This is a genomic window from Rhodococcus sp. ZPP, assembly GCF_017656075.1.
GTDB classification, from domain to species: domain Bacteria; phylum Actinomycetota; class Actinomycetes; order Mycobacteriales; family Mycobacteriaceae; genus Rhodococcus_F; species Rhodococcus_F oxybenzonivorans.
In genome coordinates this window covers 3,251,749-3,269,166 of the sequence record NZ_CP058638.1, presented here as the reverse complement: position 1 = coordinate 3,269,166, position 17,418 = coordinate 3,251,749, and the positions used below count along the sequence as shown (strand labels likewise).

At 64.6% G+C, this 17,418-nt stretch carries 16 protein-coding genes; 10 read left to right on the top strand and 6 right to left on the bottom strand.

Annotated elements, in window-relative coordinates:
* Positions 1–100: 100 nt before the first annotated feature.
* From HYG77_RS15545 to HYG77_RS15525, 5 genes are all read left to right on the top strand, one after another.
* Positions 101–874 (top strand): IclR family transcriptional regulator, encoded by a 774-nt coding sequence (locus tag HYG77_RS15545; RefSeq protein ID WP_208963184.1) that lies wholly within the window; start codon positions 101–103, stop codon positions 872–874.
* Between the two features lie 572 nt (positions 875–1,446).
* The gene (locus HYG77_RS15540) at positions 1,447–3,414 is read left to right on the top strand and encodes an FAD-dependent monooxygenase (protein ID WP_208963183.1); all 1,968 of its coding nucleotides are present in this window, start codon (positions 1,447–1,449) and stop codon (positions 3,412–3,414) included.
* A complete protein-coding gene (locus tag HYG77_RS15535; protein ID WP_208963182.1) occupies positions 3,414–4,325 on the top strand; it encodes an alpha/beta hydrolase in 912 nt (303 codons plus the stop codon). The genes HYG77_RS15540 and HYG77_RS15535 overlap by 1 nt, the downstream gene beginning before the upstream one ends.
* Before the next feature lie 2 nt (positions 4,326–4,327).
* Entirely contained in the window at positions 4,328–5,269 is a 942-nt protein-coding gene (locus HYG77_RS15530; protein ID WP_208963181.1) for a 3-carboxyethylcatechol 2,3-dioxygenase, read from the top strand.
* Positions 5,270–5,501: 232 nt separating this feature from the next.
* Positions 5,502–6,236: a GntR family transcriptional regulator gene (locus HYG77_RS15525; RefSeq protein WP_244461334.1), complete on the top strand. Its 735-nt coding sequence runs from the start codon at positions 5,502–5,504 to the stop codon at positions 6,234–6,236.
* Positions 6,237–6,250: 14 nt separating this feature from the next.
* On the opposite strand, the gene HYG77_RS15520 is transcribed toward HYG77_RS15525, so the two are convergent.
* The 5 genes from HYG77_RS15520 to HYG77_RS15500 form a co-directional block, all read right to left on the bottom strand.
* Entirely contained in the window at positions 6,251–7,015 is a 765-nt protein-coding gene (locus tag HYG77_RS15520) for an SDR family oxidoreductase (RefSeq protein WP_208963180.1), read from the bottom strand.
* Positions 7,016–7,017: 2 nt separating this feature from the next.
* Entirely contained in the window at positions 7,018–7,167 is a 150-nt protein-coding gene (locus HYG77_RS15515; protein ID WP_208963179.1) for a hypothetical protein, read from the bottom strand.
* A 153-nt stretch (positions 7,168–7,320) separates the two neighbouring features.
* Positions 7,321–8,196, bottom strand: coding sequence for an alpha/beta hydrolase (locus tag HYG77_RS15510; RefSeq protein WP_208963178.1), 876 nt, complete (start codon positions 8,194–8,196; stop codon positions 7,321–7,323).
* Between the two features lie 68 nt (positions 8,197–8,264).
* On the bottom strand, positions 8,265–9,605 hold the full coding sequence (locus tag HYG77_RS15505; RefSeq protein ID WP_244461359.1) for an MFS transporter: 1,341 nt from the start codon (positions 9,603–9,605) through the stop codon (positions 8,265–8,267).
* A gap of 833 nt (positions 9,606–10,438) precedes the next feature.
* Entirely contained in the window at positions 10,439–11,332 is an 894-nt protein-coding gene (locus HYG77_RS15500) for a LysR family transcriptional regulator (protein ID WP_208963177.1), read from the bottom strand.
* A gap of 81 nt (positions 11,333–11,413) precedes the next feature.
* Between HYG77_RS15500 and HYG77_RS15495 the strand changes: the two genes are divergently transcribed.
* Positions 11,414–12,754 (top strand): aconitase X, encoded by a 1,341-nt coding sequence (locus tag HYG77_RS15495; protein WP_244461333.1) that lies wholly within the window; start codon positions 11,414–11,416, stop codon positions 12,752–12,754.
* Positions 12,751–13,185: a DUF126 domain-containing protein gene (locus tag HYG77_RS15490; RefSeq protein ID WP_208963176.1), complete on the top strand. Its 435-nt coding sequence runs from the start codon at positions 12,751–12,753 to the stop codon at positions 13,183–13,185. The genes HYG77_RS15495 and HYG77_RS15490 overlap by 4 nt, the downstream gene beginning before the upstream one ends.
* A gap of 3 nt (positions 13,186–13,188) precedes the next feature.
* On the opposite strand, the gene HYG77_RS15485 is transcribed toward HYG77_RS15490, so the two are convergent.
* Positions 13,189–13,923: a GntR family transcriptional regulator gene (locus tag HYG77_RS15485; protein ID WP_208963175.1), complete on the bottom strand. Its 735-nt coding sequence runs from the start codon at positions 13,921–13,923 to the stop codon at positions 13,189–13,191.
* 274 nt (positions 13,924–14,197) lie between these two features.
* Between HYG77_RS15485 and HYG77_RS15480 the strand changes: the two genes are divergently transcribed.
* The 3 genes from HYG77_RS15480 (at position 14,198) to HYG77_RS15470 (ending at position 17,181) form a co-directional block, all read left to right on the top strand.
* Positions 14,198–15,313: an LLM class flavin-dependent oxidoreductase gene (locus HYG77_RS15480; RefSeq protein WP_244461332.1), complete on the top strand. Its 1,116-nt coding sequence runs from the start codon at positions 14,198–14,200 to the stop codon at positions 15,311–15,313.
* Positions 15,314–15,340: 27 nt separating this feature from the next.
* Complete coding sequence (locus tag HYG77_RS15475; protein WP_208963174.1) at positions 15,341–15,961, top strand: cysteine hydrolase; 621 nt, start codon at positions 15,341–15,343, stop codon at positions 15,959–15,961.
* 113 nt (positions 15,962–16,074) lie between these two features.
* Entirely contained in the window at positions 16,075–17,181 is a 1,107-nt protein-coding gene (locus HYG77_RS15470; RefSeq protein WP_208963173.1) for an alcohol dehydrogenase catalytic domain-containing protein, read from the top strand.
* The last annotated feature ends 237 nt before the right edge of the window (positions 17,182–17,418 follow it).

Below are 17,418 nucleotides of genomic sequence, written 5' to 3'. Positions count from 1 at the left end.
TTGCCGCCGGGAGATGGTCTGCCAAGCATTGCGTTCCACTGAGTCGAATGCGGCCGGTATCGTGGACGACGTCGCCGGTGGCAGCGGAGGTGAATCGGCAGTGTCCGATCAGGAGTTCGACCCTACGACGGTGCTGGGCAAGATCATGATGGTGCTGCATGCGTTCACCATCGACGACTCGACCCTGTCGCTGGCCGAGTTGGCGCGGCGGACATCCATCCCGAAGGGCACGCTGCACCGAGTCCTCTCCGACATGGTGGCGGTGCGAATGCTTGACCGCACCGGCATCGGCTACCGGCTGGGCGGCTCGCTGTTCGAGTTGGGCATGCGGGCGTCGGTCGAGCGCAGCCTGCTCGAGGTGGCGATCCCCTTCATGGAAGACCTCTATGTGCGCACCCACGAGACGGTGCACCTGGGGGTCCTCAACGGGACGGACGTCGTGTACCTGTCCAAGATCGGCGGGCATCGGCAAGCCAGCGCGCCGTCGAGGATCGGAGGCCGGATGCCGGTGCACTGCACCGCGATCGGCAAGGTACTGCTCGCCCACGCCGACAGTGCCCTCCGAGAGCAGGTGCTTTCCGCTCCACTGCCCCGGTACACCCCGCGGACCATCATTCTGCCCGGACCGTTGCGTACCCAGCTCGACCGCATCGCCGCCGAGGGCGTGGCGTACGAATACGAGGAATCCGCCACCGGAATCGTGTGCGTGGCCGCCCCTGTCCGCGAGAGCGAGAACGTGGTCGCCGCGGTCAGCGTGACCGGACCCTCTCATCGCTTCCGGCCCGACAACCACACCAGCTCGGTCCGTACAGCTGCAGACGGTATCGGTGTGATGCTTTCTCGGCGGACGCAGCTTGTTGCCGACACTCGATGATGCCCGCAGAACTCTCCGCGTAGTCCCGGAGGACGGAGGCACGTCGTCTCCGCCAATGATCGGGCACCGAGTGCGGCGGCAAGTCCGGCGTGAGCGCGAATCAGCTTGGCTGTTTTATCCCCCACGCGCGGTGCTGCCTCTGCGCAGGTGTCGACGCGTACTCGGACCGCAAATGCCACTTCGCAGTGGCTTCGAAGGTTGGGGAACCTGGATAGGGCAGGGCTGGACGTGGAGCAGTTCGCTGGTCGGGGGGAACCAGTTCAGCGCCGAGTCGTCGATGCCGGGGCCTAGCGGTCATCCGACCGCCGATGCGCCACGTTGCAGGCCTCGCTACACCACGCACTGCACTTCTAGAGTTCTAATAGCCCGTCACCGCTGTGATCCAGGTCGCACGTTGTTTGCGAGTTTCGGTTTCAAATCGGCGTGCTGCCTGCGTCTTTCCGATTCATTTCGCGATTTCCGTGTCGCAGGACTTCCTTTACAGGCGACAAACTGGCATGCTAGTTGTAGTGATACCGATCACCCACGACGGCCAACGTGCCCTGGGTCCACACAGAGTCTGAGAAGGTGCCATGGAAACTTCAGCCTTGCCTGCCCCGGCGTTCGTGCCGTTCCCCGACGACGGCAGCGGCTACGACACCGACGTCGTGATCGTCGGGCTCGGGCCCGCCGGCGGCACAGCCGCCCTTGCTCTGGCCACGTACGGAATCCGAGTCCACGCTGTCTCGATGTTTCCCTGGGTGGCGAACTCCCCCCGGGCACACATCACCAACCAGCGCGCCGCGGAGGTTCTCCGAGACCTGGGCGTGGAGGAGGAAGCACGGCGATACGCGACTCCGTGGGACCAGATGGGGGACACGCTGTTCACCACGAGCCTGGCTGGCGAAGAAATCGTCCGACTCCAGACCTGGGGAACCGGTGACCTGCGCTACGGCGACTACCTGACCGGCAGCCCGTGCTCGATGCTGGACATCCCGCAGCCGCTGATGGAGCCGGTGCTGATCAAGAACGCCGCCGAACGCGGCGCGATCATCGGCTTCCATACCGAATACATTGACCACGTCCAGGACGAGGACGGCGTGACCGTCCGACTCCGTGACGTCCGCTCCGGGAACGTCTTCGAGCAGCGTGCCCGGTACCTGCTGGGCTTCGACGGCGCACGTTCGAAGATTGCCGATGAGATCGGGTTGCCCTTCGAAGGCGAACTCGCCCGGGCGGGTACTGCCTACATCCTCTTCAACGCCGATCTGAGCAAGTACGTCGCGCATCGTCCGAGCATCCTGCACTGGATCGTCAACTCGAAAGCCGGTTTCGGTGAAATCGGCATGGGTCTGCTGCGGGCCATCAAGCCGTGGAACCAGTGGATCGCCGGCTGGGGCTTCAACATGGCCGACGGCCAGCCCGACGTATCCGACGAGGTTGCCCTCGAACAAATTCGGACACTGGTCGGCGACCCCAACCTCGAGGTCGAGATCGTGTCGCGGTCCTTCTGGTACGTCAATCAGCAGCACGCAAATCACTACCAGTCCGGCCGGGTCTTCTGCGGCGGAGATGCCGTCCACCGGCACCCACCGAGCAGCGGCCTGGGATCGAACACGTCGATCCAGGACGCGTTCAATCTGGCATGGAAGGTCGCGTTCGTCGTCAAGGGATACGCCGGCGATGGACTCCTCGAGTCCTACTCACCCGAGCGGGTACCGGTCGGCAAGCAAATTGTCGCCCGCGCCAACCAGTCCCGCAAAGACTACGCAGGATTGCGCGAATGGTTCGACTACGACAGCGACGACCCGGTCAAGGCCGGCCTGTCGAAGCTGAAGGACCCCTCACCCGAGGGTGTCGCCCGACGCGAACGCCTCTACGAGGCACTGGAATTGAAGAACACCGAGTTCAACGCCCAGGGTGTCGAACTCAACCAGCGATACGAGTCGGACGCGGTCGTACCCGATCCCGACGCCGGGGACGAAGAGTGGGCCCGCAACCGAGAACTGTATCTGCAAGCGACCACGCGGCCCGGCGCCAAGCTGCCCCACGCGTGGCTGGTCGGAGCGGACGGCACGCGGATCTCCACCCTCGACGTCAGCGGGAAGGGAATGATGACCCTTCTGACCGGAATCGGTGGCCAGGCGTGGAAGCAGGCCGCCGCCAAACTGAATCTTCCGTATCTGCGCACCGTGGTGGTCGGTGAGCGCGGGACCATCGACCCTTACGGTTACTGGCGCCAGGTCCGCGAAACCCACGAAGCAGGGGCCATTCTGGTCCGCCCCGATGGTTACGTCGCCTGGCGGCACAGCGCCCCGGTCTGGGACGACGCCGAAGCACTCCAGCACCTGAAAACCGCGCTGGCCAGTGTCTTGGACCGGTCGGCGGAGCAGTCCACCGACAGCGAGACGGCCATCGCGAGCGACTCCGGCCGCTCGACTCCGCCGCAGTACAGCACCGCGGCGATGCCGATCGCCGTTCCTCAGGCCACACCCGAGGATGCGTCGGCGGTCGCCGGCACGCAGAGCAATGTCATCACAGCCGAGGGAGGCAACAACTGATGTCCCGTCCATACACCAGCGTTTGGGACGACCTCAACCAGGTCGAATTCAGTCAGGGATTCCTGCAGGCGGGCCCGTACCGGACCCGGTACCTGCACGCCGGTGACGAGTCCAAGCCCACGCTCCTGCTACTGCACGGCATCACCGGCCACGCCGAGGCGTACGTGCGGAACCTGCAGGCACATGCCGAGCACTTCAACGTCTGGGCGATCGACTTCATCGGCCACGGCTACAGCAGCAAGCCCGATCATCCCCTCGAGATCAAGCACTACATCGACCAGGTTCAGCACGTTCTCGAAGCTCTGGGCACCCAAAAGGCGTACTTCAGTGGTGAGTCACTCGGCGGCTGGGTCACCGCGCGGTTCGCGGCAGATCACCCTGACCGGGTCGAGCGGATCGTTCTGAACACCATGGGCGGCACCATGGCGAACCCGAAGGTGATGGAACGCCTCTACACCCTGTCGATGGAAGCGGCGAAGGACCCGAGCTGGGAACGGGTCAAGGCCCGACTCGAGTGGCTGATGGCAGACCCGGCCATGGTCACCGACGACCTGATCCGCACCCGGCAGGCCATCTTCCAGCAGCCGGACTGGCTCGAGGCCTGCAAGATGAACATGGCCCTGCAGGACCCGGAAACCCGCAAACGCAACATGATCACCGACGACGACCTGCGTTCCATCCAGGCCGAGGCACTCGTCGTCTGGACCACTAAAGACCCCTCCGGTCCGGTCGACGAGGGCAAGCGCATCGCCTCGCTGATCCCCAATGCCCGGCTCGCCGTGATCGAAAACTGCGGGCACTGGCCGCAGTACGAGGACGCCGCCACCTTCAACCGGATTCATCTCGATTTCCTGCTCGGTCGCGACAACGCTGCATCCGGCGAAACCCGCATCACCGCCGGACAGGAGTAGCGATGTCCCTCGCGCTGCTCGCGATGAGCCACAGCCCCCTGCTCGAGCACGCCGAACTGCCTGCCGACGTGACGACGGAACTCAACACGGCATTCGAGCAGGCCCGCGCGTTCGTCCGCGACTACGACCCAGACATCATCGTCAACCTCGCCCCCGACCACTACAACGGCTTCTTCTACACCCTGATGCCGGCGTTCTGCATCGGCTATGCGGCCGAGAGTATCGGCGACTACGGCAGCCAGGCCGGTCGCCTCGACGTGCCCGAGGAGATCGCCCGCGGCCTCGCCGAGTACGTCATCGAGCAGGGCATCGACCTGGCGGTGTCCCTCGATATGCAGGTGGATCACGGTGCGGTGCAGCCGATGGAAGTAATCTACGGGGACATCGCGGCCAAACCCGTCGTCCCGGTCTTCCTCAATTCCGTTGCGCCGCCGTTCACCCCGGTCAAGCGTGTGCGGATGCTCGGCGAAGCCATCGGCGGGTTCCTGTCCGGTCTGGACAAGAAGGTCCTTCTCATCGCATCCGGTGGCCTCTCCCACGACCCGCCGGTTCCCCGCCTGGCGACGGCCACTCCCGAGCAGCGCCGCGCGCTGCTCGGGCAGGGCGGCCCGATCACGCCGGAAGCGAGGGCTGCACGCCAGCAGCGAGTGATCGACGCGGCGCGCGACTTCGCGGCAGGCACGGCCGTCATCCAGGACCTCGCCCCGGACTGGGACCGGGAACTGATGCGCATCCTCGCCTCCGGCGACCTCTCACCCATCGATGCCTGGAAACCCGACGAGATGACCAAGATCGCCGGCAACTCTTCGCACGAAGTCCGTACCTGGATCGCCGGATACGCCGCACTCGGGGCCGCCGGCAGCTACACAGTCCAGTACAGCTACTACCGACCCATCCGGGAACTCATCGCCGGGTTCGGCCTGACCACCGCAACCCTGAACTGAGCGGAGGTTCACCCGTGGGGACCGCCTCACCGACCGAATGGCCCTGGCACACGGCACACGCCAGGGCCGGACGGTCGGCCAAGTGCGCGCCGAGGACCGCCTCACACCGAGTGCAACTACTCAGGCACCACAGCCTCGGAGAATGCAGGCACGACCAGCCCCGCCAAGACACGTAACATCTCGCTCCAGCAGCCAGCACGGTGCCGCGAGAACAAGAGTGCGAGGAGAAACGATGGGCGAGCCAATCGCGTCTGGCCGACCGGGGCAGAGGCTCGGTCACGTCGTGCTCGAACAGTTGAAAGAGCGCATTCTCGACGGGAAGTACAAGCCCGGATCACGGATCTCGATCGAGGAAGTCCGCGCGGAGTTCGGGGTCAGCAAGCAACCGGTCATGGATGCGATGAGGCGCCTGGAATCGATCGGAATCGTGCAGATCGTTCCGCAGAGCGGGTGTCGAGTCGAGTCATACACCAGCTGGGAAGTCGAGGACTTCTTCCGCCTCTTCGGGAGCTTCGAAAGCGAGATCGCCGCCGCTGCGGCGGCCCGCCGCACCCCCGATCAGCTAGACGAACTCGACGAGGCGTGGCGCCGTATCGAGGAATTGAATACGTGCACCGACAGCGTCGAGCGGGCGCGCCGATATCGCGGCCTCAACCGAGAATTTCATCTCGTCATCCATCGCATGGCTCATTCACGGGTGATGGCCGAACAGAGCAAACGCATGTGGGACATGTCAGACTTTCTCATCAACACGGCAGGTCCCCCGCATCCACTCGCGGATGCCATCGTGGACCGCAACCACGATCACGACGTCATTCGCACCGCGATCCGTCAACAGCGGGTCGAGGTCGCCCGGGCAGCGATGGGTTCTCATATCACCGGAACGATCGACCACGTCAAACCTGTCCCGGGGACTTCGGCCTCTGCCGGACCGCGGCACGGCGAGTCACTGACCGAATCCATCTGAGAAGCCGGGCATGGTCACAAGCGGTTGCCGTTGGTGGCGTCGATGACTTGACCGGTGATGGCACCGGCGGCATCGCTGGCGAGAAATACCACGATGTCGGCGATGTCGGCGGCGGTCGCGAGAGTGCGCAGGGCTGTGGCGGCTGCGGCGGCGGTGTGTGCCTGGTCGTTGCCGCGTAGCCAGTGTGCGTTCATGTCGGTATCGAGCGCGGCTGGCGCCACGGCGTTGACGGTGATGCCTCGTTTGCCAATGTCGGCGGCGAGGGTGCGGGTGAAGACCTCGATCGCTCCCTTGGTCATGGCGTAGCTGATGACTTCGGGGCTGGCGTAGCGCGCGGATCCGGAGGAGATGTTGACGATGCGTCCGCCCTCGCGCATCCGGGGGAGTGCATGCTGGGTGACGAAGAATGGGGCGCGTTGGTTGAGGGCGACGTGGTGATCGAAGTCGTCGGTAGTGACGCGCTCGATCGCTCCGCGGCGGTTGATGCCGGCGTTGTTGACAAGGATGTCGAGGCCAGGGTCGAGACCGAGATCGGTGAGCGCGGAGTCGAACTGCTGCATCAGCACTTCGGGCCCGTCGGGTCGGGAGAGGTCGGCCCGGACCTTGGTCGCCCGGCCGCCGGCGGCAACGATGCTGTCGACGACCGCTGCGGCGGCAGCGCGGTCGGATCCGTAATGGATGATCATGGTGGTACCGGTGGCGGCCAATGCGTGTGCGGTGGCCGCCCCGATGCCACGGCTCGCCCCGGTGACCAGGGCGACCCGCTCGCCTGTAAGCATTCCTACTGGCGATCGACAAGGACCAGAGCGATGTCGGCGATGAGGTCCTGCTGCGCACAGGCCAATCCGCCTAAATCGGTCTGGGCAGTGCCGGCCGATCTCTCTGCCCGGTCGGCAACGACCCGGGGGTCGACAGGAGGGACGGCAGTCATCCGGGGACCTTTCATTCGACGAGGTGAGATGCGGCGGGGCTTGTCGCGGGAGTGTGCTGGCGCTCAGTGTGCGACTGGGGGATTCGTCCGATGGGGTGATACCGGGTCGGTGCCTGGTGTGCTGTCACAGCTCGGGCACCGACCCGGGGTGTGTCAGCTGCGGCCGAGGAGGAAGTCCAGGTGCAGCTTGTTGAAGGTGGCGGCGTCCTCGTACTGCGGCCAGTGCCCGCAGTTGTCCATGATCGCCAGTGTCGCTCCGGGGATGTGGGAGGCGATCCGTTTGGCCTCGTCCACCGGGCCGGAGGGGTCCTTGGTGGTCCACAGCACCATTGCCGGTGCGCTGATTCCTTCCAAGGTCTGGTCGGTGATCATGTTGCGTTTGCGGGTTTCCGGGTCCTGCAGGGCCATGTTCATCTTGCAGGCCTCGAGCCAGTCCGGCTGCTGGAAGATGGCCTGCCGGGTGCGGATCAGGTCGTGGGTGACCATGGCCGGGTCTGCCATCAGCCACTCGAGTCGGGCCTTGACCCGTTCCCAGCTCGGGTCCTTCGCCGCTTCCATCGACAGGGTGTAGAGGCGTTCCATCACCTTCGGGTTCGCCATGGTGCCGCCCATGGTGTTCAGAACGATCCGCTCGACCCGGTCAGGGTGATCTGCCGCGAACCGCGCGGTGACCCAGCCGCCGAGTGACTCACCACTGAAGTACGCCTTTTGGGTGCCCAGAGCTTCGAGAACGTGCTGAACCTGGTCGATGTAGTGCTTGATCTCGAGGGGATGATCGGGCTTGCTGCTGTAGCCGTGGCCGATGAAGTCGATCGCCCAGACGTTGAAGTGCTCGGCATGTGCCTGCAGGTTCCGCACGTACGCCTCGGCGTGGCCGGTGATGCCGTGCAGTAGCAGGAGCGTGGGCTTGGACTCGTCACCGGCGTGCAGGTACCGGGTCCGGTACGGGCCCGCCTGCAGGAATCCCTGACTGAACTCGACCTGGGCGAGATCCGACCAAACGCTGGTATAGGGGTGTGCGCTGCTCAAGGCTTTGCTCCATATCTGCGCGAAATGCGTTATTGGAATAGATAATTCATCGTCATGGGGCTTCGTCTCTAGTCCAGCACCTTCAGGCCACTCCGGGTGGTGTCTGCGGCTGGAGACGGCGACGGAGCAGCCGGTGTCGAGGTCACCTGGTCCCGAACGAGCTGGCCTGCAGCGCCCTTGCGGCCCCAGCCGCCGGGCAGCAAGATCACCGAGACGATCGAGATGGCCGAGACGATGAGCAGGTAGGTGACGATCGCGTCACTGGAACCGGTGGAGGTGTACAGCGCGGCGGCGATGGTCGGGGCGAACGCAGATCCGCAGAGCTGGGACAGGGTGTAACCGACCGAGACGCCGCTGTAGCGCACGTCCGCGTCGAAGATCATCGTGAACAGCGAACCGGTCACCCCGGCGGCGGGTGCCATCGCGATGCCGAAGACCAGCACCTGGGCGAGCATGAACAGCCAGGGGTTGCCGGTGTTGATCAGCGCGAACGCCGGTCCGATCACGACACCCATGAGTACGGCGCCGAGCAGGTACATCGTCTTGCGGCCGAAGGTGTCCGACAGCGACCCGAACACCGGATACAGCACGACTGCAAGCACGCCCGCAACAAAGACACCCGCCAGGGCGGAGCTGCGGCTGATCCCGGCAACAGTGGTGCCGTAGGAGACCAGGTAGGCCATGCAGATGTAGGCGAACACACCTTGGGAGAGATAGGTGCCGGCGACGAGAAGGATTTCCTTCCAATGCTTGCGGAACGCCTCGGCAATCGGCATCCGCACCACCTCGGCACGCTCCTTGACCGCCGCGAAATCGGGGCTCTCGGCGAGGGAGAGTCGGATGAAGAGCCCGATGATGATCAACACCGCGCTGAACAGGAAAGGTAGACGCCAACCCCAGGAAAGGAACTGTTCGTCCGGCAGCTGGGAGACCGCGAGGAACGCGAGGGTGGCGACGCTCGTGCCGGCCGGGGCACCCATCTGGGAGAAGGACCCGAAGAACCCCTTCTTTGCGGTGGGGGCGTGCTCGACCGCCATCAGTGTCGCACCGCCCCACTCACCGCCCACTGCGAATCCCTGCACCAGTCGCAGCACAGTCAGCAGGATCGGGGCTGCGACACCGATCTGGGCGTAGGTCGGCAGCAATCCCATCAACATCGTCGCCACACCCATGCCGACCAGGGAGAGTACAAGCATTTGCTTGCGGCCGACCCGGTCACCGAAGTGACCGAACACGATCCCGCCGAGGGGGCGGGCCAGGAACCCGACTCCGAAGGTTGCGAACGAGAGCAGAACTCCGATCGCCGAGGAAACGTCCGGGAAGAACAGTTTCGGGAACACCAGCGCCGCGGCGGTGCCGTAGATGAAGAAGTCGTAGTACTCGACGGTGGTGCCGATGAAGCTGGCCATTGCCACTCGCAACGGGCTGGTGCGCTTCGTCGGGTCGGCGATTTTGTTGCTCACGACAGGATCGCTCCGATCCGGTAGCTGGTTGACCCGATAGTCACCCGGTTCGATGAGGAGGAGGCGGTCGTCATGGCCGCTCCTTTCTGCTGGGACTGCGATGACGCAGTGACTGGAATGCTAGTCGTCTAGTACTCAAGCTAGCGCGAATGGACCGAGTGACGCAAGTCTCTTTCACGCGGATTTTTGGGCTGGTGCCACTCGGCGCCTCTGTCGCCATCGCCAACGCACCAGGCGCTTGTGGCGCTGCGGTGCTTTATTCCGGATCTACTTCGTGATGGCTATTTCGTCTTCGGAGGCACTTACTGACGCTCGCCGCGCCAATATGTCTCCTTCCGAGCCTGCGGCACTTGCTCGGTGTCGGACCTCAGGCAGGCGCGCACCGGGTTGCGCTGCGGGCTTGCGGTATCGGCGCTGATACCGCTGGTGGTCCTTTGGCGCCGTGGGGGGCGTCGATCTCCGGCCGTACGCCTTTCTGCCCATCACGGCTGCGGTGTTTCGGTCCAAGTGCGACGAGCCTTAGGCAGATTGGTCATGCAGACGCAGGTTGGTGGTGTTCTGGTCGCGCTCGTCCTGGCGGGGCGGTGGCGTCGTCCGCGGGGATCCGCGCGGCGGTGGGTCTGACGGGCTGGTTGCCGCAGGATGCTCGATCGCCGCAGACATGCTGGGGTGAGCTCCCGCGGCTGGTTCAGCAACGGTTCTCGCGCTGGCGGACGATGTGACGTAGCGGCGTCCTCGGCCCTGGTCACCTGCGTGACCGGGGCCGACGTCTCGCGGTCCTAAGCTCGCGACGATGTCGCCACCAGTTCGTTCCACAGCACCCGCATCGGCTCAGAGAACCGCGACGCGAGCCGGATCACCGCGATCGACCATTTCAGGTCGCAATCGGTGACGGTTAGGACATGAAGTCCGGGGTGACCCGCCGCGAGAAAGTCCGGAACTATTGCGACGCCCAGCCCTGCGGCGACATAACCCGGAACCTCGGTGGGATCGGCGATCTCGGCGCCGATCGTGCGGTCAAGGCCCTCTCTCCGGAACGCTTCGTCGGTCGTCGCCCGGTTCGCTTGCCCGGCCGGTGCCTCGATCCAGCTCCGGCCCGAGATATCTGCCAGGCGGACACACTGTGTGCGGGCCAACTCATCGGCAGTCTGCACGATGCACACCAGCTCGCCGACATACAGCCGCTCGACTACAAGTCCGTCCGCCTGCTGCGCGCTCAGGTGTCCGGACGCGACGATCATGTCCAGCTCGGACCGCCGGAGACGATCGACAAGGTTGCTGGTTCCGATTGCATCTGACAGCACGCGAATGCTCAGCTGGGGATGCGCTGTGTGCATTCCTGCGAGCGCCTCTGGCAGGAGAACCGGCCGGGTCGAGGCGATGACACCGATGCGTAACTCTCCCGCCAGCGAACGGTCGGCTTCCCGTACCAGCAGACGCGTCTGTGCCGCACGCGCAAGAAGCGCTCTGGCTTCGGGCACGAGTGCTTGGCCCGCGGCGGTAAGTGAGGCCGCCCGAGCGCTTCGATCGAATAGAAGAACCCCGAGTTCGCGCTCGAGCGTGTGAACACCGGCGCTGATAGTCGACTGGACGAACCCGAGCTCATCGGCGGCAGCGGCGAACGTGCCGGCATCGACCACCTTGAGAAACATTTCCACCCGTCGAAGATCCATTTCTCAATGATCGCCTATCTCGAACTAAATCATCAAAAACGATCGTTAGACGCGAACCATTCGGGTCGAGAAGATAGAGAGGTGGACGAGTACACGACAGCCGAGAGGGCGACCACCATGCGCCTCACCGATCACGAGCGCGCAATTCTCGGTGGAGCACAGGGCGACGTCATGGCCAAGGTGCTCCGCACCGTGGTGCGATACGGGGAAATCTTCGGCGCCGATCGACTCGCCGAGCTGGACGGTCCGATCCACGTCGTCACCTCGATGGGGATGACCGGGCTCGACACGGTGTTCGACCTCCTCGACCAGATGATCGACGCAGGACTGACTACGACGGAGCCGTTCACCGTGGACCCCCGGCCGTTCGACTTCGAGGCAGTTTCCTACACCGAAAGCGAGAAGCGCGACCTGCTCGCCCTCTACGCACACCAGGACCGCTACGAGGATCAACTGCGCAAGCTCGGGATCAAAAACGATCAGGCATACTCGTGCACCGCCTACCTGCCAGAGGTGGGCAACACCCCGGGCGAAGGCGACATTCTCGCCTGGGCCGAATCGTCAGCAGTCGTCTACGCGAACTCAGTCCTCGCCGCACGCACCAACCGCAACTCGGGCCTAATCGAGCTGATGTGTGGAATCGCAGGACGCACACCGGAATTCGGACTGCTACGCGACGACGGGCGCAGGGCCACATGGCTGGTCGAGGTCAAGACGTCCGAGCTGCCGCCCGCTACCGTCCTCGGCTCCGCCGTCGGCCGCGCGGTTGTTGGAGACGTGCCGTTCGTCGTCGGTCTCGACGCCCTCCTCGGCAGCGACCTCGACGACGATGCGACCCGCGACTACCTTAAGGACTTCGGGGCCGCGACCGCGTCCAACGGCGCCGTCGGCCTCTTCCATGTCGAGAACCTCACCCCGGAGGCACAACGACACGGCCGAGGATTACTGACCGACGACCACCGCCGCATCGTCATCGACGACCGGACGATCGCCGATCTCATCGCCGGCTATCCGATCCTGTGGGACGACGAGACAGCCGACGCGGAGACCGCGCTGATCGGCTGTCCGCATCTGTCGTACAGCCAGTTGCGCACCGTTACCGATTGGATCCTTACGGCACTTCGAACGGCCGGTCGCCGAACGGTGGCAATCAGAACGGTGCTCAGCGCGGCCCCGGCGGTCGTGGCCGAGTTCAAGCAGGGCCACCGCGAGCTGTACGAGCCCGCGCTCGCCGCCGGCATCACCATCGCCTCGATGTGCCCGGCGCTGCACATGAACACGCCCGCGACATCCTCGCGCCCGGTGATCACCAATTCGAACAAACTGCGCACCTACACCACGAGCCGCTTCTTCACCGACAACGACGTCCTCGAGCGCATCGTCGAGGGCAACCGATCAGCCCGAACGGAGCAAATCCGATGAAGACGTACACCGGCCGAGTGGTCACCGGCGGGAGGCTGAGGGGAGATTGCGTGGTCACTCGGCAGGGATTCAACACCCTCGCCAGCTACTTCCACGGCATCACCACAGCCAGCCCACTCTGCCACGACCAGAACAACCCCGACCTGTACCGCAAGGTGATCGGCGGGAAGATCCTCTGCCTGCCTCAGTCCATCGGCTCCACGACGGGCGGGATGGTCCTGCAGTCAGCCGCCAAGGTCGGGGTCGCTCCTGCTGCCATGCTGTACTCCGAGCACATCGACACCATCTCCGCTGCCGGGATCATCCTCGCCGATATCTGGGACGATCGCCGCATCGTCGCGATCGACCAGCTGGGACCAGACTTCCTCGACAGTGTGCGCGACGGCGGTCGAATCGACATCGACGAGGACGGCACCGTCACCGTGCACTGAGGCTCAGGACACTGCCGAAGCGGATGATTCGTTGCGGATGACCGCGATCGTTCCGACGATATGGCGTTCCATCGCCATCCGGGCACCGGCCGCATCACGGTTGCGCAACGCCTCGGTGATCTCACGGTGATCGTGCTGGCGGTCGGGCAGTGCACTGGAGAGGGGGTTGGTGATGCCGGTGGTGTTGATCAGGAAGTCCGACAGATCCCACATCCTCTGGCTGGTTTCCGCCATGATCCGTGAGTGCGCCATTGTGTGGATCGCCGCGTGGAATTCTCGGTTGTGCACCCGGTACCCGTGGGCGCGTACCACCGGATCGGTGGATTCCGCGAGCGCGTCCACCCGCGAGGAGATCAAATCTAGTTCCAGCAGCTGCGCCTCGGTCCGCCGGTCCGCAGCCACCGCGGCGATGGTTCCTTCGAAGCCCCCGAACAAGGTATAGAAGTCCTCCACCTCGCGCTCGCTGTACGCCACTACCTCACAGCCAACCTGTGGCACGATGTGCACCAACTTGTCGCTCGAGAGGCGGCGAAGCGCGTCCATGATCGGCTGCTTGCTCACCCCGAACTCCTGGCGAATCGCCTCGACCACGATCTTTTCTCCCGCGCCGTAGCGACCCTCGAGAAGCCGGGATTTGAGAATGTCGTACAGGGCGGATGACAACCGCGCACCTGAGATGCGGCTCTGTTCCAACAGCGCAGCGGCCTCGCTTCCCGTGCCGGTATAAGCGGTGCTCATCAATTCATGCCCTCCGTCGGCAGCCCGGTCATCGTTCCCTTGATTCTGCGCGTTCCCGCAGCAACTTGCATTCTAGTACTTGTGGCGTGAGTCACTGTGAGGTACGTTTGTCTGGAACGCTAGCATGCCAATTCGGTTGAGTGTTGGAGTTTGACCAGCTCATCGGGTCGAGGTGATCGACCCTTCTGTTGGACGTCCCGCCGATCCCCGGCGCGCCGACATCGGTGGGAGCAGACCCGACCGTTCGTCAGCTCGGGCCCGCGGCCGGGGTGAGATGACCCTTCCCGCGACCCACGGGCAGAGCAAGGAGAAGGACATGGAATTTTGTATCGGCACCTGCGCCAAGATTGATCAGGTCGCAATGGTGAAGCAGGCCGAGGACCTCGGGTTCTCGCACTTCGGTGTCGGCGAGGGCCCCTTGCTCTTCTCTGACCCATACCAGTTCCTCGCGCTCGCAGCTACGCAGACCAGCACGATCGCACTCGGCACCATGGTCACCAACCCGCTGACCCGGATCGCCCCGGTCACCGCGAACTCCATGGCCACCCTCAACGCCCTGGCTCCGGGACGAACCTTCCTCGGCATCGGGACCGCCAACAATGCTCTGCGCTCGATGGGTAATCGCCCCGCGAAGATCTCCGAACTCACGCACGCCATCGAAGTCTCCCGAGAACTGATGGCCGGCCGCCGCACCACCCACAAGTGGCTCGGACAAACCCGGGAAGTGGAGTTCCTCGACAAGGAGAGCGGCTTCTACAACGTCACCGACCACATTCCCATCTGGGTGGCGGCCGGCGGACCCCGGGGACTGACCGAAGCAGCCAAGTACGCCGACGCCGTCGTGTATTGCCTGGGTCCGAATATCGACATGATCGGCCTGATCCGCCGCGAACTCGACAAGGCGGTCGCCGACGCTGGCCGAACTCCCGGTTCGGTCAAACTCGTCTCCCTGTCCTGGTTCTACCAACTCGAGAACGGTGAAACCTGGGAAGACGGTGTCACCAACGGCTTCGGCTCCGGACCGATCAGCTCGTGCATCACCAACGCCGGCCTGATGGACCAGCACCGAGACGATCTCGGCGACTCGATCGTCGACGCCTCCCTCACCGCAGCCCAGCAGTACCTCGGTGACCCGAATGCCCCCCACCAGCCGCACTACCTCGACGTCTGGGCGAAGTATTTGCGCGGACTCGACCCGCGGCACCGTCCGATCATCACCAAGGAACTCGTCGACTACTGGTGCCTCTACGGATCCCCAGGCCAACTGCGGGACAAGGCGGGCCTGATGCGTGAAGCCGGCGTCGACATCCTCCAAGTGTTCTTGTCCAACCCGTTCACCGCTGCCCGTGACATCGACAACATCGGGCACTCGATCCTCGCTCACATGTAAACCCGCACCCCGAAACAGGAGCTATTGATGAAACTCGACCCTCGGACCACCGCCGTCGTGGCAGTCCACTGCCAGGGCGACATCGTGGGCCCCACCGGCGCCTTCGCCGACTTCTTCCAGCAGCAGGTGAGCGAACGCCGCGTCATCGATCAGATCGCCGCGCTCATCGCCTCGGCCCGCGAAGCCGGCGCCCCCGTGGTCTACACCCGGGTCGCCTGGAAACAGGACTTCTCCGACCTCGAGGTGAATTCGCCATTGCTCGGGATCGTCGCGCAGTCCGGATGCCTCAAAGAAGGCAGCGAACTCGCCGAGATCGTCGCACCCCTCGCCCCCCACGACGGTGACATCGTGCTCACCCACCAGCGAGTCGGCGGCTTCGCCGGCACCGACCTCGACGCCACCCTCCGCGAGAAGGGCATCACCACCCTGCTCTTCGCTGGTGTGGCCACCAACGCCTCCGTCGAGGGAACAGCCCGGGTGGCAAGCGATCTCGGCTACCGAACGGTCCTCGTCGAAGACGCCTGCTCGGCGGCCACCCCAGAAGCGCATGAGGCGAGCATCAACTCCCTCGGCCTGCTCGCCGAGATCACCACCGTCGACGAGGTTCGCACTGCCCTGACCGAGGCGGTCACCGGCACCCCCGCCTGACCACACCTACCCCGCCCTGGTGCGGCCGCTTCCACACCGCCGCACCAGGCTTTGCCGTACCCACTATCAAATTCTTCCACCCCGACAACCGTTACCTTCAGGAGTTTTCGTACATGAAGACCATGCGCGTCGCCCGCCTCCACGAGATCAATCAGCCGATGCAGATCGAGGAACTCCCAATCCCCGAGGCGCGGCCCACCGATGTGCTGGTACAGGTCAAGGCCTGCAACGTGGTTCCGAACCTGAGCAACGTGCTCGCCACCTACAGCGAATGGTTCCCCTACCTTCCGCTCCCGAAGCTTCCCGCGATCTTCGGACTCGACTCCGCCGGCGTTGTCGCCGCGGTCGGCAGCCACGTCACCGACATCGCTGTCGGCGACCGCGTGTACGTCAACCCGGGAATCTCCTGCGGCGGCTGCCGCGCCTGCCGACAGGGTGAAGACCAGAATTGCGACAAATACACCTTCATGGGCTACTTCTCCTTCGGTGCCGATGGTCAGCAAATCTTCGACGCCTACCCCTACGGCGGCCTTAGCGAATACCTGACTGCGCCGCAACGCAATCTGGTCAAGCTCCCCGACTCCGTCAGCTTCGAGGAAGGCGCTCGATTCGGCTACCTCGGCACTGGCTACTCTGCGCTGCGCAGGGCCGGAGTCGGACCCGGTTCGACCGTCCTGATCGACGGCATCTCCGGAACCCTCGGCCTGGGTACCTGCCTGAGTGCTCTCGCCCTCGGCGCCACGCGCATTTTCGGCACCGGCCGCAACGCCGACCTGCTCGAAGATGTCCGCGCAATCGCCCCCAGCCGCATCCATGTCCTGCCCGCCGGCGAAGGGGAATTGCGCAGCTGGGTGCGCGAGCACAACGACGGAGAGGGCGTCGATGTCGTGATCGATTCACTCGGTCCCGGCGCCCCGGCCGAATCGTTCCTCGACGCCATCACCGCGCTCCGCCGCGGTGGCGTCGCGGTCGACATCGGCGGCATGATGGAACGCCCCGCGCTGGACATGTTCTCCATGATGTGCTCGCAGGTCAGCGTCCTCGGCAGCCTCTGGTTCTCCACCGCCGAAGCGCAGGACATGGCAGATCTCGCCGGAGCCGGTGCCCTCGATCTGTCGGTGTTCGAGCACCACAGCTTCCCGCTCGAGAAGATCAACGAAGCTCTCGCCGATCTGCCCGCCCGGCACGGTGGCTTCACCAACTTCATCAGCGTCCCCTGATTTCCCGGTCGGTACCCCGCACCTCCACAGTGACGGGGCGGGGTACCGACCCTCTCTGCTGGAGTGCATCGATGCGGGCCTTTCGAACCGAAATTCACCAAACACAAACGGTCTTCCGGTGAGTCGCACTAACCCCGCTGTGACGACCACCGAACTCAGGAGTGAGCACACCACCCACGCCCTAATCGGTGCGTGCGCAGCGAGCTGCTCGACCGTCAGCACATCACGTGACTTGTG